14 protein-coding genes are annotated in these 19,762 nt (G+C 71.1%); 1 reads left to right on the top strand and 13 read right to left on the bottom strand.

Translation table 11 applies throughout. The annotated features are described in order from the left end of the window. Positions 1–222: 222 nt before the first annotated feature. The 13 genes from ACYUD3_RS24160 to folC all read right to left on the bottom strand — a co-directional run bounded on the left by ACYUD3_RS24160 (position 223) and on the right by folC (position 19,240). Complete coding sequence (locus ACYUD3_RS24160) at positions 223–4,266, bottom strand: Rne/Rng family ribonuclease (RefSeq protein WP_470973320.1); 4,044 nt, start codon at positions 4,264–4,266, stop codon at positions 223–225. A gap of 276 nt (positions 4,267–4,542) precedes the next feature. Then, positions 4,543–5,310: a TIGR03936 family radical SAM-associated protein gene (locus ACYUD3_RS24155; RefSeq protein ID WP_470973317.1), complete on the bottom strand. Its 768-nt coding sequence runs from the start codon at positions 5,308–5,310 to the stop codon at positions 4,543–4,545. A gap of 46 nt (positions 5,311–5,356) precedes the next feature. Continuing rightward, positions 5,357–6,328 (bottom strand): hypothetical protein, encoded by a 972-nt coding sequence (locus ACYUD3_RS24150; protein ID WP_470973314.1) that lies wholly within the window; start codon positions 6,326–6,328, stop codon positions 5,357–5,359. Between the two features lie 104 nt (positions 6,329–6,432). Next, positions 6,433–8,382: a TIGR03960 family B12-binding radical SAM protein gene (locus tag ACYUD3_RS24145; protein WP_470973311.1), complete on the bottom strand. Its 1,950-nt coding sequence runs from the start codon at positions 8,380–8,382 to the stop codon at positions 6,433–6,435. 74 nt (positions 8,383–8,456) lie between these two features. Beyond that, positions 8,457–9,983 (bottom strand): CYTH and CHAD domain-containing protein, encoded by a 1,527-nt coding sequence (locus ACYUD3_RS24140; protein WP_470973308.1) that lies wholly within the window; start codon positions 9,981–9,983, stop codon positions 8,457–8,459. Positions 9,984–10,066: 83 nt separating this feature from the next. After that, positions 10,067–11,263, bottom strand: a complete 1,197-nt coding sequence (rodA, locus tag ACYUD3_RS24135) for a rod shape-determining protein RodA (protein WP_470973305.1) — start codon at positions 11,261–11,263, stop codon at positions 10,067–10,069. Beyond that, positions 11,260–13,641: a penicillin-binding protein 2 gene (mrdA, locus tag ACYUD3_RS24130; RefSeq protein ID WP_470973302.1), complete on the bottom strand. Its 2,382-nt coding sequence runs from the start codon at positions 13,639–13,641 to the stop codon at positions 11,260–11,262. The genes rodA and mrdA overlap by 4 nt, the downstream gene beginning before the upstream one ends. 124 nt (positions 13,642–13,765) lie before the next feature. After that, entirely contained in the window at positions 13,766–14,458 is a 693-nt protein-coding gene (mreD, locus tag ACYUD3_RS24125; RefSeq protein ID WP_470973299.1) for a rod shape-determining protein MreD, read from the bottom strand. Positions 14,459–14,470: 12 nt separating this feature from the next. Continuing rightward, entirely contained in the window at positions 14,471–15,403 is a 933-nt protein-coding gene (gene mreC / locus ACYUD3_RS24120; protein WP_470973296.1) for a rod shape-determining protein MreC, read from the bottom strand. A 173-nt stretch (positions 15,404–15,576) separates the two neighbouring features. Next, on the bottom strand, positions 15,577–16,596 hold the full coding sequence (locus ACYUD3_RS24115) for a rod shape-determining protein (protein ID WP_110628156.1): 1,020 nt from the start codon (positions 16,594–16,596) through the stop codon (positions 15,577–15,579). 333 nt (positions 16,597–16,929) lie between these two features. After that, entirely contained in the window at positions 16,930–17,343 is a 414-nt protein-coding gene (gene ndk / locus ACYUD3_RS24110; protein ID WP_470973293.1) for a nucleoside-diphosphate kinase, read from the bottom strand. A gap of 64 nt (positions 17,344–17,407) precedes the next feature. Next, on the bottom strand, positions 17,408–17,749 hold the full coding sequence (locus ACYUD3_RS24105) for a DUF4233 domain-containing protein (RefSeq protein WP_470973290.1): 342 nt from the start codon (positions 17,747–17,749) through the stop codon (positions 17,408–17,410). 3 nt (positions 17,750–17,752) lie between these two features. After that, positions 17,753–19,240: a bifunctional tetrahydrofolate synthase/dihydrofolate synthase gene (gene folC, locus ACYUD3_RS24100; protein ID WP_470973287.1), complete on the bottom strand. Its 1,488-nt coding sequence runs from the start codon at positions 19,238–19,240 to the stop codon at positions 17,753–17,755. Between the two features lie 163 nt (positions 19,241–19,403). Between folC and ACYUD3_RS24095 the strand changes: the two genes are divergently transcribed. Next, positions 19,404–19,655: a hypothetical protein gene (locus ACYUD3_RS24095; protein WP_470973285.1), complete on the top strand. Its 252-nt coding sequence runs from the start codon at positions 19,404–19,406 to the stop codon at positions 19,653–19,655. The last annotated feature ends 107 nt before the right edge of the window (positions 19,656–19,762 follow it).

The raw sequence follows: 19,762 nt of genomic DNA, 5'->3' as shown, positions 1-19,762 counted from the left end.
CAGCCGCCCGGTGACGTCACGGAGCAGCCTCTCCCGGTCACGAGCCGCGCCCGGAAGGAAGAAAGGTTTACGGAGATGTGGCGCGCCTACTACTGACACGCCGACGACCCAGGCTACGAGCTGTCACCCGTAATGGTCAAACCGGGTCCCGGGCCGGAAACGGGGAAGGCGGGGAGAACCGGCTCGCACCGGCGCTCCCCGCCCTCGAAAAGAACCCCGGGCTCAGCTCTCGTCGACCGCGGCGGAAGACGAAGCCGCAGCCGCCGTCTTGGCGGTCTTCTTCGCGGCGGCGGCCTTGGTGGTCGCCTTCTTCGCCGTCGTCTTCTTGGCAGCGGTCTTCTTGGCGGCCGTGGTCGTCTTCTTGGCCGCCGTCTTCTTGGCGGCCGTGGCGGCCTTCTTCGCCGGAGCCTTCTTGGCGGTCTTCCGAGCGGCCGTCTTCTTGGCAGGAGCGGCCTCGGCCTCAGCCTCCGCAGGAGCCTCCTCCGTCACAGCCGAGGGCACGACCAGCACGGCCGTCTCCTCGGACGCGGCAGGAGCGGTCTCCTTGCGCACGGCCCGCCGCCGCGGACGCGCCGCGGGAGCAGCTTCAGCCACAACGTCCTCAGCGACCGGCTCAGCCTCGACGACAGCCTCGGCCACGACCTCGACCGGAGCAGCCTCGACGACCGTCACAGCGGCCTCGGCACCCGCGGGCGACCCGGCCGGCGCGGACGCCTTCCGGGTGGCCCGCCGCCGCGCCCGCCCCTGAGGAGCGGCCTCGACGACAGCTTCCTCGACGGCGACCGGCTCGGCGGCTACGACGACAGCCTCAGCGACGACCTCAGGCTCGGCCTCGACGACCGAAGCCACCTCGGCAACCGGAGCCACCTCAGCCTCAACCTCACTCCCCCGCCTACGGGAAGCAGGCGCCCCCGCAGGAGCGGAAGCGGCCCGGCGAGCCCGCCGCCGCCCACGCCCACGGGACGCAGCGGCCTCGGCCTCGGCGACGCTGCTGTACAGCTCCTCGTCCGGCTCGAACTCAGGCGCCGGAAGCGCCACAGGCTCGGCGACCTCGGCGACGACCTCCGCCACGGTCTCCTCGACCGGCGCCGAAGCCTCGGCGACCGGCTCGACGGCGTCGTGCTCATGCCCGTGCCCGCGCTTCTTGCGCTTGCCGCCGCCCGCGGGGGACGAGGGCTGGTCGAGGTGGACGATGACGCCCCGGCCGTTGCAGTGGACGCAGGTCTCGGAGAAGGACTCCAGCAGACCCTGGCCGACCCGCTTGCGGGTCATCTGGACCAGGCCCAGCGAGGTCACCTCGGCGACCTGGTGCTTCGTACGGTCGCGGCCCAGGCACTCCAGCAGCCGGCGCAGGACCAGGTCGCGGTTGGACTCCAGGACCATGTCGATGAAGTCGATGACGATGATGCCGCCGAGGTCGCGCAGCCGCAGCTGGCGGACGATCTCCTCGGCCGCCTCCAGGTTGTTGCGCGTGACGGTCTCTTCGAGGTTGCCGCCCTGACCGGTGAACTTCCCGGTGTTGACGTCGACGACGACCATCGCCTCGGTCCGGTCGATGACCAGCGAACCGCCGCTCGGCAGCCAGACCTTGCGGTCGAGGGCCTTGGAGAGCTGCTCGTCGATGCGGTAGGTGGCGAAGACGTCGACCTCGGACGTCCACCGCGACAGCCGCCCGGCGAGGTCGGGGGCGACGTGGGAGACGTACCCGTGGATCGTCTGCCAGGCCTCGTCACCGCTGACGATGACCTTGGTGAAGTCCTCGTTGAAGATGTCCCGCACGACCCGGACGGTCATGTCCGGCTCGCCGTAGAGCAGCACGGGCGCGTTGCCGCTCTTGGCCTTCTTCTGGATGTCCTCCCACTGCGCCTGGAGCCGTTCGACGTCGCGGCGCAGCTCGTCCTCGCTGGCGCCCTCGGCGGCCGTACGGACGATGACGCCCGCGTCCTCGGGGACGATCTTCTTGAGGATGCTCTTCAGCCGGGCCCGCTCGGTGTCGGGCAGCTTGCGGCTGATGCCGGTCATGGAGCCCTCGGGGACGTACACGAGGTAGCGCCCCGGCAGCGAGACCTGGCTGGTCAGCCGCGCGCCCTTGTGCCCGATCGGGTCCTTCGTGACCTGCACGAGCACGGACTGCCCGGACTTCAGCGCCGACTCGATCCGACGCGGCCCGTTGCCCATCCCGAGCGCCTCGAAGTTGACCTCACCGGCGTACAGGACGGCGTTGCGCCCCTTGCCGATGTCGATGAACGCGGCCTCCATGGAGGGCAGCACGTTCTGCACCTTGCCGAGGTAGACGTTGCCGACGTACGAGGTCGACTGCTCCTTGTTGACGTAGTGCTCGACGAGCACCCCGTCCTCCAGGACACCGATCTGCGTACGGTCGCCGTGCTGGCGTACGACCATCACGCGCTCGACGGCCTCGCGGCGGGCCAGGAACTCGGCCTCGGTGATGATCGGAACGCGCCGGCGCCCCTGCTCGCGCCCCTCGCGGCGGCGCTGCTTCTTGGCCTCAAGACGGGTCGAGCCCTTGATGGACTGCACCTCGTCGGACGGCTCGGACTGCTTGCGCGGCTCGCGGACCTTGACGACCGTGCGCTCCGGGTCACCGTCACCGGCCTGCTCGGCGTCGCCGCCGGAGTCCCCGGCGCGGCGACGGCGGCGCCGACGGCGCCGGCTGCCGGCGGTGGAGGCGGAGCCGCCCTCGTCGTCGGCGTCCTCGTCGTCCTGCTCGGCGGTGTCCTCGGCGTCCTGCGCGGCCTGCTCGGCGGCGGCCTCGTCGTCGTGCCCGTCGTCGTCGTGCGCGTCACCGCGACGACGGCGGCGGCCACCGCGGCGGCGGCGCCGGCGGGACCCGGTCTCCTCGGCCTCGTCGTCGACGGAGTCCTCGGGGTCGGTGTCCTCGTCGGCCTCGTCCTCGGGCTCGATGGCGACGGGGGCGGGGGCGGAGACGGGGGCCGCGGGGGCTTCGGAGACGCGGGAGGTCTCGGCGGCCTCCTCGGCCGGGGCGGCGCCGCGACGGCGACGGCGACGGCGTCCGGAGCCGGACTGCTCATCGGCGTCGACGGCCTCGGCGACCTCGGCGGGCAGCCGGACGGGCTCGGCGACGACGACCTCCGGCTCCTCGATCTCGGCCTCAACCTCAACCTCGGCTTCGGCCTCCGCGGCGGCGGCCTCGGCGGCGGCGCGCTGCGGGGTCTGGAACATGGGCTCGGCGAAGACCGGCGCCTGGAACACGGCGACGGCCGGGCGGGCGGGCCGCTTCCGGTCGTCACCGAAGGACGCGGGCTCGGGCGCCGAGAACCCACCGGCGGCCTTGCGGACCACACGACGGCGGGAGGAACGGCGGGGGGAGGCGTCTTCGTCGGCGGGGGCCTCGGCGAGCACCGGGGTGGCGGCGCGGGCCGGAGCGGCGGTGGCGCGCGCCGGGGCAGCGGCTTGGGCGACCGGAGTCTGAACGGGCTGAGCCTGAGCGGCCCGAGCCCGGGTGGCCCGGGTCTGGGGAGCCGCGGTCTGCTCGGCGGCCACGGCGGCCGGAGCCTCAGCAGCGGCCGGGGCCTCGGCAGCCTTCGTGGGCGCACCGGCCGGCGCGGAGGCGCGGCGGGTGACACGGCGGCGGCGCGGGCCGGCGTCCTCGGCGGAAGCCTCGGCGGCCGGCTCGGCGACAGCGGCAGGCGCTTCCTCGACGACAGCGACGGGCGCTACGGCGACGGCCTCGGCGACGACAGCCTCGTCCTCAGCGCCCTTGGGCGTACCGGCAGGCGCGGAAGCCCGCCGGGTCGCACGCCGCCGGGACCGCGGAGCGGAAGCCTCTTCGACGGCCTCAGCAGCAGCGGTCTCTTCGACAGCGGCCGGAGCGGCGACGACGGTCTCAGTGCCCTGAGCCTCCTCGCCTCCCTTGGGCGTACCGGCCGGCGCGGAAGCCCGCCGGGTGGCCCGCCGCCGACCGCGCTGAGCAGCCTCAACAGGCGCGTCGGCCTGCTGCTCGGCGGAAGCGGAAGCGGAAGCGGAAGCATCGGAGGAGGTGGAGGCCGCCTCAACAGCCTCAACAGCCTCGCCAACCTCAGCGGCCTCGACTGCCTCGACAGAGGAGGTCACCTCAGCAGCGGCCTGTATGGCGGCGGCACTCTCGGCGGAGGCATCTCCGGCGAGCGGACCGGCGGGCGGACCGGCCGGTCGGGACGCGGCACGGCGCCGACGACGCGGCGGCAGAGTGTCGCTGGGAGTATTCGGTTCAAAACCCTCGGCGGGTTCGGTCGGTTCGAGCATGCGGGCGTTTCTCCCGTCAGGCTCCCGGGCGCCGCACCTGGTCCGGCGCCGGCCATGAGGGCCGGTCACCGCTGACGTCCGCGGCACGCGCATCGCGTTCACCGCCGACCCGGGGCGCGGGCGCCGCACGGGAGCTTTCCGTGTCCTGTCTCGCCGGTTCCGCACGCCATGTTGCGTACGGCCTGGCGAAAGTCTTGTGGTCGGTGCGCTGCCCGACCCAGGTGGCTCCCGAGTACGAGGGCGGCGCTACGACGTCCGTCCTTCTGAGGACCTTCCCTACGCCGGCGCCTTCGCGGCGGCAGTCGGTTCGGCCGTTGAGGGGGCCACCGCTGCCTCGCGGTCGGGCGCGAGCGGGTCGGTCACCGTGCCGGTCTCTTCATCGAGCAGCCCCTGCGCCAGCCTGGTCACCGCTGCGGGGACCGGCGGCGCCAGGTCGGCCACGGCGCGGAGACCGGACAGGACGTCGTCGGGTCGCACGGCAGGCGTCACGTGCCGAACAACCAGCCGCAGTATCGCACAGGGCTGGTCGGTCGGCCTATCAGCCGCTTCACTCTGCGTGGTTCCGAGATGTACGACAGCGGCGCGGGCGTCGAAATTCCGCACCCCGTTCTTGGTGGCCCGCTGCACCTCGACGAGTTCGGCGGCGTTGAAGGCGTCGACCGCCTTGCGCGCCGCGTCCGCGTCCACCCCGGTCAGCCGCAGCTCCCATTCGGAGGCGGTGAGCCGGTCGGCGAGGCCGGAGGTACGGGCCTCGACGGCGTCGATGACGTCGAGCCCCGGGGGCAGCGACTCGTCGAGCAGCGCCCGCAGGGTCTCGGGGTCCCGGGCCGCCGTGAGCGCGATCTCCAGGTACTCCGCCTCACTGCCCGTGCCGGTGGGTGCGGCATTGGCGTACGAGACCTTCGGGTGCGGGGTGAACCCCGCCGAGTACGCCATGGGCACCTCGGCGCGGCGCAGCGCCCGCTCGAAGGCGCGCTGGAAGTCACGGTGGCTGGTGAACCGGAGGCGGCCGCGCTTGGTGTAGCGCAGTCGGATGCGCTGCACCGCGGGAGCGGGCGGCGGGCCTTCGGGCTGTCGCTTGCCCAGTGTTCTAGTCCTTAGTGAGAGCGGTCGTACTTCTACCAAGAGTACGTCCGTCCGGGCCCCCGGGTTCCCGCCGGCCCACGGCTTCCTTCTCCCGGGTCCCCCCGGACAGCGCCCGCCGCAGCTCCCCGCGCACCTGCCGGAAGGTCTCCCGGCCAGCGCCGAGCACTTCCCGGCAGACGCGCCCCGCACTCCGCACGGCAGCGGCGGCGGGCCGCACCAGCGCGTCCCGTACGACGTGCCCGGCCGGGGTCAGCACCCACCGGTAGACCCACCGCGCGGGCTCGGCGACCACCCACCGGAAGAGCTGGGCGAGCCCCCGCCACAGGGCGAGCGAGATCCGCCCGGCGATCCGCCAGGCGTGCCCGAGCGCGTCCCCCGCCTCGCGCGCGACGACGAGCAGCACGCGCCCCGCCGGCACCAGCACCCACCGCCACAGCGGGACGAACAGCACCCAGCCGGCCCAGTACAGCGCGGTCCCGAGCGCGCGCCCGAGAGGCAGCACGACCCACGCGCAGAGGAACCGGGCGGGAGCGACCACCAGCTGCCGCAGCAGCCAGGCACCCCCGCCGCCCACCCCCCGCAGCACCCACATCACCCCACGCCCCAAGGGCACGGCCCCCCGCGCCCAGACCCACCCGGCACCGCGCCCGGCCGGCACGAGGACGAACCGCCACGCCCACCCGAGCGGCACGGCGACGAACACCCGTCCGCCCCACCGGAGACCGCGCCCGGCCGGCACGACGACGAACCGCCAGAGCGCGAGCGCGGGCCGGAGAAGGAGAAGCTTCCCCGCCCAGGACACCCCCCGCCCGAGCGGCAGCAGCACGAAGTCCCGGAGGACCCGCCCCACGACGACCCCCGCGTCCCACACCACCCGCACCGGCACCACGACGACCAGCACCACGATCCGCACCGGAACCCGGACCGCCACCACCAGACACCCCTCGGCCCCCGGCCCCCGCTTCTCCACGTCCATATCAGGACAGACGCCGGCCCACCCCGAAAGGATGCGGCCAACCCGCCCGTATCAAGCCGAACGGGCCCTCTCCCCCAGGGGAAAGGGCCCGGCGGTGCGTCAACTCAGTGGGTGTGCCCGCTCGTCGCGGGCTGCTTCACCGTCAGCGGCAGCAACTTCTTGCCCGTCGGGCCGATCTGGATGTGCGTGTCCATCGCGGGGCAGACCCCGCAGTCGAAGCACGGTGTCCAGCGGCAGTCCTCGACCTCGGTCTCGTCGAGGGCGTCCTGCCAGTCCTCCCAGAGCCAGTCCTTGTCGAGGCCTGAGTCCAGGTGGTCCCAGGGCAGGACCTCCTCGTAGCCGCGCTCGCGGGTGGTGTACCAGGCGACGTCGACGCCGGAGCCGGTGAGGGCCTTGTCCGCGCAGGCCATCCAGCGGTCGTAGGAGAAGTGCTCGCGCCAGCCGTCGAAGCGGCCGCCGTCCTCGTACACCGCGCGGATGACCGCGCCGAGGCGGCGGTCGCCGCGGGAGAGGAGGCCCTCCACGATGCCGGGCTTGCCGTCGTGGTAGCGGAAACCGATCGAGCGGCCGTACTTCTTGTCGCCGCGGATCTTGTCGCGCAGCTTCGTCAGGCGGGCGTCGGTCTCCTCGGCGGAGAGCTGCGGGGCCCACTGGAAGGGGGTGTGCGGCTTGGGGACGAAGCCGCCGATGGAGACGGTGCAGCGGATGTCGCCCTGGCCGGACACCTCGCGGCCCTTGGCGATGACGCTGGTGGCCATGTCGGCGATCTGGAGGACGTCGTCGTCGGTCTCGGTGGGCAGGCCGCACATGAAGTACAGCTTCACCTGCCGCCAGCCGTTGCCGTACGCGGTGGCCACCGTACGGATCAGGTCCTCTTCGGAGACCATCTTGTTGATGACCTTGCGCATGCGCTCGCTGCCGCCCTCGGGGGCGAAGGTCAGGCCGGAGCGGCGGCCGTTGCGGGTCAGTTCGTTGGCGAGGTCGACGTTGAAGGCGTCCACGCGGGTCGACGGGAGGGACAGGCCGATCTTGTCCTCCTCGTAGCGGTCCGCGAGGCCCTTGGCGACCTCGCCGATCTCGCTGTGGTCGGCGGAGGACAGCGACAGCAGGCCGACCTCCTCGAAGCCCGTCGCCTTCAGGCCGCGCTCGACCATCTCGCCGATCCCGGTGATCGACCGCTCCCGCACCGGCCGCGTGATCATGCCGGCCTGGCAGAAGCGGCAGCCGCGCGTACAGCCGCGGAAGATCTCCACCGACATCCGCTCGTGCACGGTCTCCGCGAGCGGCACCAGCGGCTGCTTCGGGTAGGGCCACTCGTCCAGATCCATGACGGTGTGCTTCGACACCCGCCACGGCACCCCGGAGCGGTTGGGCACGACGCGGGCGATCCGGCCGTCGGCCAGGTACTCCACGTCGTAGAACCGGGGGATGTAGATGCTGCCGGTCCGCGCCAGCCGGAACAGCACCTCCTCGCGGCCTCCGGGGCGGCCCTGCGCCTTCCACTCGCGGACGATGTCCGTGATGTCGAGGACGGCCTGTTCGCCGTCGCCGATGACGACCGCGTCGATGAAGTCGGCGATCGGCTCGGGGTTGAACGCGGCGTGCCCGCCGGCCAGGACGATCGGGTCGTCCAGGCCCCGGTCCCGCGCCTCCAGCGGGATGCCCGCCAGGTCCAGCGCCGTGAGCATGTTGGTGTAGCCCAGCTCGGTGGAGAAGGACAGCCCGAAGACGTCGAACGCGCCGACCGGGCGGTGGCTGTCGACGGTGAACTGGGGCACCCCGTGCTCGCGCATGAGGGCCTCCATGTCCGGCCACACGCTGTACGTGCGCTCGGCCAGGACGCCCTCCCGCTCGTTCAGCACCTCGTAGAGGATCATGACGCCCTGGTTGGGCAGCCCGACCTCGTAGGCGTCGGGGTACATCAGCGCCCAACGGACGTCGCAGCTGTCCCACTCCTTGACGGTGGAGTTCAGCTCACCGCCGACGTACTGGATGGGCTTCTGTACGTGCGGGAGCAACGCTTCCAGCTGCGGGAAAACCGACTCGGCAGACATCTCGCGAACTTTCGGGAGCCGACAGGGGTGACCATCCAGCCTAACCCGGGCCGGCGGCCTCCCCCGCCCGCCCGTCAGCTCCCGGCCTCGCCCCTCACGGCCGCCCACAGCTCCGGCAGCCGCGCCTCGGCGTCGGCCGCGCGCTGTTCCTCGCGGCCGTACAGCAGCCCGTACGTGAACCCGCTCTCCTTCGCGGCGTGCGCCTGGGCCGCGATGTCGCGCAGGGCCTCGCGGGCCATGACGCTGTCCTGGTGGTCGCCGAGGAGACCCTGGAGGGCCTTGGCGTTCTTCACCGTCACGGCCGCCGCGTCCCCGAGCACCGGCAACGCGGCCTCCGCCGCGTACCGCGTCCGCTTGGCCTTCTTGCGGGCCTCGTGCAGCGCGAGGTCGCGCTCGGCCCCCGGCTCCCGCCCCAGCGCCTCCTCGACCAGCGCGGACACCATCGCAAAGTCCTTGCGCACGGCCCCGGCGATCACCTTCTCCGGCCTGTCACCGGCGGCCTTGCGCAGCGGCGGTCCGGCGATCAGCACGTCGAGGGTGTCGAGGAGCTGGAGGTAGCGCTTGCCGTCGAGCACGGCGATCAGCCGCCGCCGCGAGCCGCCGCGCCGGGCGTGCGACCAGGTCCGCAGCCGCGTCTTGACCGGCCCCACGACCAGTTGCCGGGGCAGTTCGTCCAGCGCCCCCGAGATCCGCCCGGTCAGCACCTCCTGGTCCCGGTCCACCCCCAACTCCCCGGCGAGCCACTTCAGTTCCTCCCCGACCGGGTCGGTGACCCCCCGGTCGAGGACCTTCCCGTACGACCGGAACGCGCTGCGCATCCGCCGGGTGGCGACCCGCATCCGGTGCACGGAGTCGAACTCGTCCCGCCGCACCGCCGGGTCCAGCGCGACGATCGCGTCCCGCTGCGCCCGCAGATACTCCAGGACATGGTCCCCGGCGGTGGGCGCCGGAGTCTCCTTCACGGCCGGGGGCGGCTTCTTCCCGGACTTCCTGCCACGGGCGCGCGGCGCGGTCTCGGCGAGTGCCCGCGCCAGCTTCGACGCCGACTTCGACCGCCGCACCCCGGCCTTGCGCAGCTGCTTCTCCACCTGGTCGAGGACGGCCGGGTCACCCCCGTCGGCCAGCTCGACCTCGATCTCCGTCCACTGCACGGCCCCCTTGCCCCCGCTGAGCCGCTCGGCGCGTACGGAGTCGACGCTGACCTCGGCGAGCAGTCCGCCGTCGGCGTCGACCAGTTCCCGTACGTCGCGCGCCGACCTGAGCCGGACCACCGGGACCAGTTCGGCGTCCCGGACCCGGGATCTGACCAGGCCGGCCAGCGCGCGGGGCAGGTGCTCGGAGAGGGGGGCCTGGACCTCGTCCCGTACGTCGGGGCCGACCGGGAACTTCAGGTGCCAGCCGGCGTCGGATCCGCCCGTGCGCCGGCGCAGGGTGATGGAGGACTCGGCCAGCCGCTGGTCCGGGGTGTCGTAGTAGGTCGCGTCCAGTTCGGCGACGCCCTTGTCCAGCACGTTCGCGATTCCGGCGACACCGGTCAGGTCCGGCAGCCCGCTGTCGTCGGATTCGTACTTGCGCTCGATCTCGCGTTTCGTCTCCGCCATGAATTGAATCTAGTGGGAGTCGGGGCAAAGCGGCAGAGGGAAACTCCGGATGAATTCACGACCAAGGGGACGCAAAGGACGACTCAGGCGGACATGGGCCGCTGCACCCTGATCGACTGCAACAGCCCGACCGCCACCCACACGGCGAACATCGACGACCCTCCGTACGACACGAACGGCAGCGGCAGACCCGTCACCGGCATGATCCCCAGGGTCATCCCGATGTTCTCGAACGCCTGGAAGGCGAACCAGGCGACGATGCCGGCCGCGACGATCGTCCCGTACAGCTCCGTCGTCTCCCGCGCGATCCGGCAGGCCCGCCACAGGACCACGCCGAGGAGGAGGACGATCAGCCCGGCGCCGAGGAAGCCGAGTTCCTCCCCCGCGACCGTGAACACGAAGTCGGTCTGCTGCTCGGGCACGAACTGGCCGGTGGTCTGCGAGCCGTGGAACAGGCCCGAGCCGGTCAGGCCGCCGGAGCCGATCGCGATGCGCGCCTGGTTGGTGTTGTAGCCGACGCCCGCCGGGTCCAGCTCCGGGTTGGCGAACGCCGCGAACCTCGCGATCTGGTACTCGTCGAGGATCCCCAGCTGCCACACCGCCAGCGCGCCCGCCGCGCCCGTGCCCAGCAGGCCGAAGATCCAGCGGTTGGAGGCGCCGGAGGCCAGCAGCACGCCCAGCACGATCATCACCATCACCATGACCGAACCGAGGTCCGGCATCAGCATGACGATCAGCATCGGCACCGAGGCGAGGGCCAGCGCCTGGAGCACCGTGCGGTGGTCGGGGTACGGCTTGTCGCCCGCGTCGACCCTCGCCGCCAGCAGCATCGCCATGCCCAGGATGATCGTGATCTTCACGAACTCCGAGGGCTGCAAGGAGAAGCCGCCGCCGAGGACGATCCACGAGTGGGCGCCGTTCACCGTCGAGCCCAGCGGGGTCAGCACCAGCAGGATGCCGAGCACCGACAGGCCGTACAGGATCGGGACGGCGTTGCGCAGGGTGCGGTGCCCTAGCCAGACCGTGGCCAGCATCAGGGCGAATCCGATGCCGGTGTTCATCAGGTGGCGGATCAGGAAGTAGTACTGGTCGCCCTGGTTGATCTCCGTCCTGTTTCTCGTCGCCGAGAAGACCAGGAGGGAGCCGATGCAGGAGAGGGTCAGGGCGGAGAGCAGTATCGGCCAGTCCAGGCGCCTTGCGAGGGAGTCCCTTGCCAGGAGTCTTGTCCAGCCTGCGCGTTCTGGGCCGTAGCCCGAGACCGAGAAGGTGTTGCCGGTCACTTCGGCGACCTCCGGAATCGGGTGAGGAGAGTTGTCCAGCGGCGGAGGGGCTTTCGCCTACCGGGGGTGCCTCGTTCTGCCGTCTTGCGGGTGCCGCGGCGTCGTGGCTGATCGCGCAGTTCCCCGCGCCCCTTAACCCCGTTGCCCTTCGGCCCAGTTTTCTTGCGCCGCGTGTTCTGGTTGCCCCCCGTATTCGTCTGCACCGTCCCCGCCGGCTGGCCCTCGTCCGGCTTCGGGGCGTTCTCCTGGCTGGCCCGCTGGTCCTTCGCCGGGTCCTTCGCGATCTTCGGGGAGGCGATCGTGCCGTCCGTCTGGATCTTCGGGAGGGTGGTCTGGGGGGTGGGGAGGAGGGCGTTCTTCGGGGTGATCGTGCCGTCGTCGGCCACGCCGTACAGGGCGTTGTAGATCTTGCGGACCGCCGGGCCCGAGGCGCCGGAGCCCGTGCCGCCCTGGGAGATCGTCATGACGATCGCGTAGTCCTTGGTGTAGGTCGCGAACCAGGACGTCGTCTGCTTGCCGTAGACCTCGGCGGTGCCGGTCTTGGCGTGCATCGGGATCTTCGCCTGGGGCCAGCCGACCTGGGCGAAGCGCCAGGCCGCGGTGCCCTGGGTGGCGACGCCGGCGAGGGCCTCGTCCATCTGGTCGCGGGTGGACTTGCTTATGGGCAGCCTGCCGTGGGACTTGGGCGCGATCTCGGTGGTGGTCTTGCCGTCGGCGCTGACGACGGCCTTGCCGACGGTCGGGTTCCACAGCGTGCCGCCGTTGGAGATCGCCGCGTAGATCGTGGCCATCTGGATCGGCGTCACGAGGGTGTCGCCCTGGCCGATGGAGTAGTTGATCTCGTCACCGGCGCGCATCCGGTTGCCTTCGAGGCAGTTCTCGTACGCGATCTGCTCGACGTACGTGCCGCCCTTCTTGCCCTGCCTGCACCAGGCGTCCTTGTTGGCCTTCCAGTAGCTCTCCTTCCACTGGCGGTCGGGGACGCGGCCGGTGACCTCGTTGGGGAGGTCGATGCCGGTCTCCTTGCCGAGGCCGAACTGGTGGGCCGCCTTGAAGAAGTAGTCGCCGGGGTTCTTCTTCGGCTTGATGCCGCCGTCCTTCTGCCACTCCTGGTGGGCCAGGCCGTAGAAGACGGTGTCGCAGGAGACCTCGAGGGCGCGGCCGAGGCTGATCGGGCCGAAGTTCTCCGACTCGAAGTTCTTGAAGACCTGGCCGCCGACCGAGTACGAACTGGTGCAGGGATAGCGGCCGTTGAAGTCGTAGCCCGCCTCCACCGCGCCGGCCGTGGAGATCACCTTGAACGTGGAGCCCGGGGCCGACTGACCCTGTATGGCCCGGTTCAGCAGCGGGTAGTTGGAGTCCTTGCCGGTGAGCGCCTTGTAGTCCTTCGCGGAGATGCCGCCGACCCAGGCGTTGGGGTCGTACGTCGGGTTGGACGCCATGGCGACGATCCGGCCCGTCTTGGCCTCCATGACGACGACCGCGCCGGAGTCCGCCTTGTAGTTCTCGTTCGTGTTGCGGTCGAGCTGCTTGCGGGCCTCGACCATCGCGTCGTTCAGCTCGTACTCCGCGACCCGCTGGACGCGGGCGTCGATGCTCGTGACCAGGTTCGCGCCGGGCTGCGCCGGGGTGGCCTCGGCCTGGCCGATGACGCGGCCGAGGTTGTCGACCTCGTAGCGGGTGACGCCCGCCTTGCCGCGCAGCTCCTTGTCGTACTCCCGCTCGAGTCCCGAGCGGCCGACCTGGTCGGAGCGCAGGTACGGGGACGAGCTGTCCTTGGCCTGCTGGATCTCGTTGTCCGTGACCGGGGAGAGGTAGCCGAGGACCTGGGCGGTGTTGGACTGGCCGGGGGCGGGGTAGCGGCGGACGGCCTCGGGCTCGGCGGTGATGCCGGGGAAGTCCTCGGCGCGCTCGCGGATCTGGAGGGCCTGCTTGGGGGTGGCCTCGTCGGTGATCGGGATGGGCTGGTAGGGCGAGCCGTTCCAGCAGGGCTGGGGGGTCTGCGCGTCGCAGAGGCGGACCTTCTGGCGGACCTCGTCCGGCGTCATGCCCAGCACGCCCGCGAGCTTCGCCAGGACCGCCTTGCCGTCGTCCTTCTGCTTCAGCAGTTCCGTGCGCGACGCGGAGACGACCAGGCGGGTCTCGTTGTCGGCGAGGGGGACGCCGCGCGCGTCCAGGATCGAGCCGCGCACCGCGGGCTGGACGACCTGCTGCACATGGTTGCCCGACGCCTGCTTGGCGTACTCCTCGCCCTCGCGGATCTGGAGGTACCACAGCCGTCCGCCGAGCGTGCCGAGCAGGGAGAGGACCAGGATCTGGATGACGACCAGCCGTGTCTGCACCCTGGGCGTCCGCCCGGTCTCCGGAATGTTCGTCATCGCCGCCCCCTCTCGTCAGAACCCCGTCCGTACACCCCATGAACGGCCGGGCTCTCGCCCCGCGTTCCGCTCTCGTTAGCCCGCCCGGGTGAAATCGGCAGAACCCACAGGAACTCCCCGCCCCTCACAGCCTCTTGACCCCCTTGATCCGCCCCGTCCGCGCCGCCGAGCGGCGCGCCGCCTTCATCTTCAGGCCGTTGCCCACCTTCAGCCCGCTGCCGCGCTGCCCGCCGATCCGCAGGCCGGTCCCCGAGGAGAGCCAGCCCGAGGAGATGTCGGCCGCCTTGGACGCCGCGTTCGCCTCGGCCAGCGGGTCGTTCTCCGCGCGCCGGGCCAGGAACATCACCGCCGGGACGACGAACGGCGCGAGCAGCAGGTCGTACAGCGCCGCGCTGAACAGCAGCCCGACCAGGCCGACATGGCGGGCGGCGGTGTCGCCGACGAGGGCGCCGACGCTCGCGTACAGCAGGGTCGAGCCGATCGCGGAGGCGACGACGACCAGCATCGGTCCGGTCGCCGACTTCAGCCGGCCGGTCTCGGGTTTGATCAGTCCGGCCGCGTATCCGATGACGCACAGGACGAGGGCGTAGCGGCCCGCCGCGTGGTCGGCCGGCGGGGCGAGGTCGGCGAGGAGTCCGGCGCCGAAGCCGATGAGGGCGCCGCCGACATGGCCGTAGACCATGGCCAGGCCCAGCACGGTCAGCAGGAGCAGGTCGGGGACGGCGCCGGGGAGGTGGAGCCGGGCCAGGACGCTGACCTGGACCACCAGGGCCACGGTCACCAGCGTCGCGGAGAGCAGGATGCGGTTGACGCGCATGGGGTTCAGCTCCTACTGCTGCACATTGGGGTTCGGCGCGCCCGGCGTCACCGTGACCGTCACCGTGGGCGTCGGCACCGGCTTGGGCTTGGCCGGCAGGACCGTGTCGCGCGGGTCCTGCTTGGGGGCCTCGACGACGACTCCGACGATGTCGAGCTTGGAGAAGCTGACGTACGGGGTGACGTACAGCGTGCGGGTCAGGTCGCCGCCGGAGGGGTCGACGCGGGAGACGACGCCGACCGGGACGCCGGGGACGAAGGGCTTGTCGGCCTGGGAGCCGAACGTCACCAGGCGGTCGCCCTTCTTCACCTCGGCCTTGCCGTTGAGCAGTTCCACCCGCAGCGGGCGGTCGCCCTGTCCGGAGGCGAAGCCGAGTTCGTCGGAGGACTCCATGCGGGTGCCGACGGTGAACTCGGGGTCGCTGGCCAGCAGGACCGTGGAGGAGCCGGGTCCGACGGTCGTGACGCGGCCGACGAGTCCGTCGCCGTTGAGGACGGTCATGTCGCGCCGGATGCCGTCGCGGGCGCCGACGTCGATGGTGATCGTCCAGGAGAAGCCCTGGGCCGCTCCTATGCCGATGACCTGCGCGCCCTTGATGCCGTACTGGCCCTCGCCGGCGATCTTCAGCATCTTGTCGAGCTGGGTCAGCCGGCTGCGGTTGCGGTCGTCGCTGCCGAGCTTGGCCTTGAGAGCGGCGTTCTCCTTCTCCAGGGCGGCGAGCCGGTCGTGCCGTTTACCGGAGTCGCGTACCGCGGAGACGGCGTTGCCGACGGGGTCGACGGCGGAGGCCACGCCGTTCTCGATGGGGCCGAAAACCGCTGCCGCGGCCTGCCGGGCGCCGTCGACCGGGGAGTCCTCCCCGCCGCGGATGTCGACCGTGATCAGCGCGAACGAGACGGCGACCAGTAGCACCAGGAGCAGCCGGCTCTCTCGTGTGTCCCTCACGTGCGGCGGCCGTGCCTTCCTCATAGGAATTCGGAAAGCCCCTCGTCACCGACGGATCGTCACAAAGGGCTTTGACAGAGCTTAAGTCGCTGTGTCGCGGAGCTGATGTCTCTGTATCAACGATCCGCCGTACGAGAGGAGATCGTCCCGTACGGCGGAATCGAGGCGTCACGTCATCGGCGCGGCGCGGCGTCCAGGACCTGCTGGAGCGCCTCGAACTCCTCGACGCACTTTCCGGAGCCGAGGGCGACGCTGTCCAGCGGGTCCTCGGCGATGTGGATCGGCATACCGGTCTCGCGGCGCAGCCGTTCGTCAAGGCCGCGCAGCAGGGCGCCGCCGCCGGTCAGGACGATGCCGCGGTCCATGATGTCGCCGGACAGCTCGGGCGGGCATTTGTCGAGGGTCGTCTTCACCGCGTCGACGATCGCGTTGACGGGTTCCTCGATCGCCTTGCGGACCTCGGCGGCCGAGATGACGACGGTCTTGGGCAGCCCGGAGACGAGGTCCCGGCCGCGGATTTCGGTGTGCTCGTCGGTGTCGAGGTCGTACGCCGAACCGATCGTGATCTTGATCTGTTCGGCCGTGCGCTCACCCAGGAGGAGGCTGTACTCCTTCTTGATGTGCTGGATGATCGCGTTGTCCAGCTCGTCGCCCGCGACGCGGATGGACTGGGCGGTGACGATCCCGCCGAGCGAGATGACCGCGACCTCCGTGGTGCCGCCGCCGATGTCCACCACCATGTTGCCCGTGGCCTCGTGGACCGGCAGGCCGGAGCCGATGGCCGCGGCCATGGGCTCCTCGATGATGTGCACCTGACGGGCGCCGGCCTGCGTCGACGCCTCGATGACGGCGCGGCGCTCGACACCGGTGATGCCGGAGGGGACGCAGACCACGACTCGCGGCCGGGCGAGGTAGCGGCGCTTGTGGATCTTCAGGATGAAGTAGCGCAGCATCCGCTCGGTGATCTCGAAGTCGGCGATCACACCGTCCTTGAGCGGACGTACGGCAACGATGTTGCCGGGCGTCCGCCCGATCATCTTCTTCGCTTCCGCGCCGACCGCGAGGATCCCACCGGTGTTGGTGTTGATCGCGACCACGGACGGCTCGTTGAGTACGATCCCGCGACCCCTGACGTACACCAGCGTGTTGGCGGTCCCGAGGTCGACAGCCATGTCACGGCCGATGAACGACATTGAGTTCCCCATCAGGATTCGTCTGGCCTTCCCACGAGCTTTTGAGGGCTTTTCAGGACGGCGAAGTGGGTGCGGTGACGTGAAGGTCTCCATCGTAGACGCGCCTTCACGGACACCGCGCGAGGGTCTTCGCCATTGTCAGCACGGGCCGACCCGCCTCGCTTGCGGAGACGGTCCATCGGGGGCACGGGTTCCCCCGATCGGCACCGCATATGCCGAAGGACGGCCGAAAATGTACGGCCGTCCCAGGTGTGACGAGCGGACGATCTGACGGTAGGTCAGAAAAATCCGCGAAACCTTCGCGCGGGTCGGTTTACGACCGGGGAAGGCGGTTCAGCTGTGGCCGGGGAAGAACAGCTTCACCTCGCGCTCGGCCGACTCCTCGGAGTCCGAGGCGTGGATCAGGTTCTCCCGGACGATGACCCCGAAGTCGCCCCGGATGGAGCCCGGCGCGGCGGCGATCGGGTCGGTGGGACCGGCGAGCTGCCGCACGCCCTCGATGACCCGCTCCCCCTCGACGATCAGCGCGACGACCGGCCCGGACGCCATGAACTCGACCAACGGCTCGTAGAACGGCTTGCCCTTGTGCTCCCCGTAGTGCTGCTCCAGGGTCTCCTGGTCCAGGGTGCGCAGCTCCAGCGCGCTGATCCGCCAATCGGCCTTGCGCTCGATACGGCTGATGATCTCGCCGGTCAGACCACGACGAACGGCGTCGGGCTTGAGCAGGACGAGGGTGCGCTGAGTCACGAGGGCTCCTTATTCCACTGCGGGTTGCGGTGGCACGAGGTTACAGGGCGTGTCGGTGCTTCCTTTATGCGGCGTCAGCTGCCTGGGCCTGCGCCGCCTTGAATTCCTCGATCTTTCTGCCGTAGTGCACCGACGCCCACCACAGGGCCGTGAAGACGGCGCCCATGAAGAACATCACCGGGACGAAGAAGCCGGAGAGGACCAGCGCGATCTGGAGGGCCCAGCCCAGCGCGATGCCACCGGGACGGGTCACCACACCGCAGAGCAGGACGCTGAACGCCATCAGCACCCCGCAGACCGTCCAAACCGTCGCCATGGTCAGGTCCGGGTCCTTCATGGCGACGAGACCGGCGAACCCGATGATGAAGAACTCGCCGATGAGTGTCGACGAACAGAGCGTGCGCATCCTTCAGCGCCTCCCGAGCAGCAGGCGGGCCTCGCCGACGGTGATGACCGAGCCGGTGACCAGGACGCCGCCGCCGGAGAACTCGCCCTCTTCCTCGGCGAGCGTGATGGCCGCCTCGAGCGCGTCCGGGAGCCGGGGCTCGACCTGGACCCGGTCCTCCCCGAAGACCTCCACGGCGACGGCGGCCAGCTCGTCGGTGTCCATCGCGCGCGCCGTCGAGTTCTGCGTCACGACGACCTCCGCGAAGATCGGCTCGAACGCCTCGAGCAGCCCGCGCACGTCCTTGTCCCCGCTCGCCCCCACGACCCCGATCAGCCGGCTGAAGTCGAAGGCCTCACCGACCGCCTCGGCGGTCACCTGCGCCCCCGCCGGATTGTGCGCCGCGTCCAGGACGACGGTCGGCGAGCGGCGGACGACCTCCAGGCGGCCCGGGGAGGTGACGGCCGCGAACGCCTTGCGGACGACGTCGATGAGAAGGGGCTGCACGCGGGCGGCGCCGACCCCGAAGAACGCCTCCACGGCGGCGAGGGCGACCGCCGCGTTGTGCGCCTGGTGGGCGCCGTGCAGCGGGAGGAACACGTCCGTGTACTCACCGCCGAGCCCGCGCAGGGTCAGCAGCTGGCCGCCGACGGCGACCTCCCGGCTGACGACGCCGAACTCAAGACCCTCGCGGGCGACCGTGGCATCCACCTCGACCGCCTTCTTCAGCAGCACCTGCGCCGCGTCGACCGGCTGCTGGGCCAGGATCACCGTCGCGTCCTGCTTGATGATCCCGCCCTTCTCGCCGGCGATCTCGGCGGGCGTGTTCCCGAGGCGGTCGGTGTGGTCCAGGGAGATCGGCGTGACGACGGCGACGTCCGCGTCGATCACGTTCGTCGCGTCCCAGCTGCCGCCCATGCCGACCTCGACGACGGCGACGTCGACCGGGGCGTCCGCGAACGCGGCGTACGCCATGCCGGTCAGCACCTCGAAGAAGGAGAGCCGGAACTCCTCCTTGGCGTCGACCAGTTCCACGTACGGCTTGATGTCCTGGTACGTCTCGATGAAGCGCTCCGCCGAGATGGGGGCGCCGTCCAGGCTGATCCGCTCGGTGATCGACTGCACGTGCGGGGAGGTGTACCGGCCCGTGCGCAGGTCGAACGCGCCGAGCAGGGACTCGATCATGCGGGCGGTGGAGGTCTTGCCGTTGGTGCCGGTGATGTGGATCGAGGGGTACGCGCGCTGGGGCTCCCCCAGCACGTCCACCAGCGCGGCGATGCGCCGCACCGACGGCTCCAGCTTGGTCTCGCCCCAGCGTCCGGCGAGCTCCGTCTCGACCTCCCGCAGCGCCCGGTCGACCTCGGGGTCCGCCGGGCGGCCCGGCACGTCGTCGCCGCGCTGGGCCGCTCCCTGGGTACGGAGCGTCCGGCTGCCGGCCTCGATGACCGCCAGGTCCGGGTCGCGGTCTGTCTCGGAGTCGATGATCTCGTCGAACGGGTCGCTTGCTGTCACGAGAGCCAGTCTACGGAGAGCCACTGACAACCGGGGTCTCCGGGGCACATCCCCCAGTCCGGTGAACCCCGGGCGCGTCCCCGGGCGTGGCGGGGGCGCGGTCGGCCATGCTCACCGGCAGTCCCGTTCGCTCCTTCTTTCGAGATTCGAGAAAGGAACCGCCATGCGCAGACTGCTTCCCGCGCTCCTCGCCGCCTCCTTCGCCGCCACGGCCCTCACCGTGGCCGTCGCGCCCCTCGCCTCCGCCTCGGCCGCCTCCGGCTGCCGGTACTACTACACGTCGTACTTCCGCGGCCCGAACGGCGAGACGACCGGCTCCGGCGAGTACGGCGAGGGCGACCACGACCCGGAGGGGCGGATCTGCCGCAACGGGTGGTGGGTGAGCCCGTACGAGCTGGACGGCGAGATGCACTGACCGGCTCCCGCATACGGAAGGCCCCCGGTGCTCGGCAAGGACGCTGTTGGTTATTTCGGGGGCTCGCGTGACGTCGGCCTTCAAGACCCGGTTGTGGTCTTGAAGGC

It is taken from the genome of Streptomyces sp. AMJ-169 (assembly GCF_055597585.1).
The sequence above is the reverse complement of the archived record's forward strand: the minus strand, read 5'-3'. Positions and strand labels throughout refer to the sequence as shown.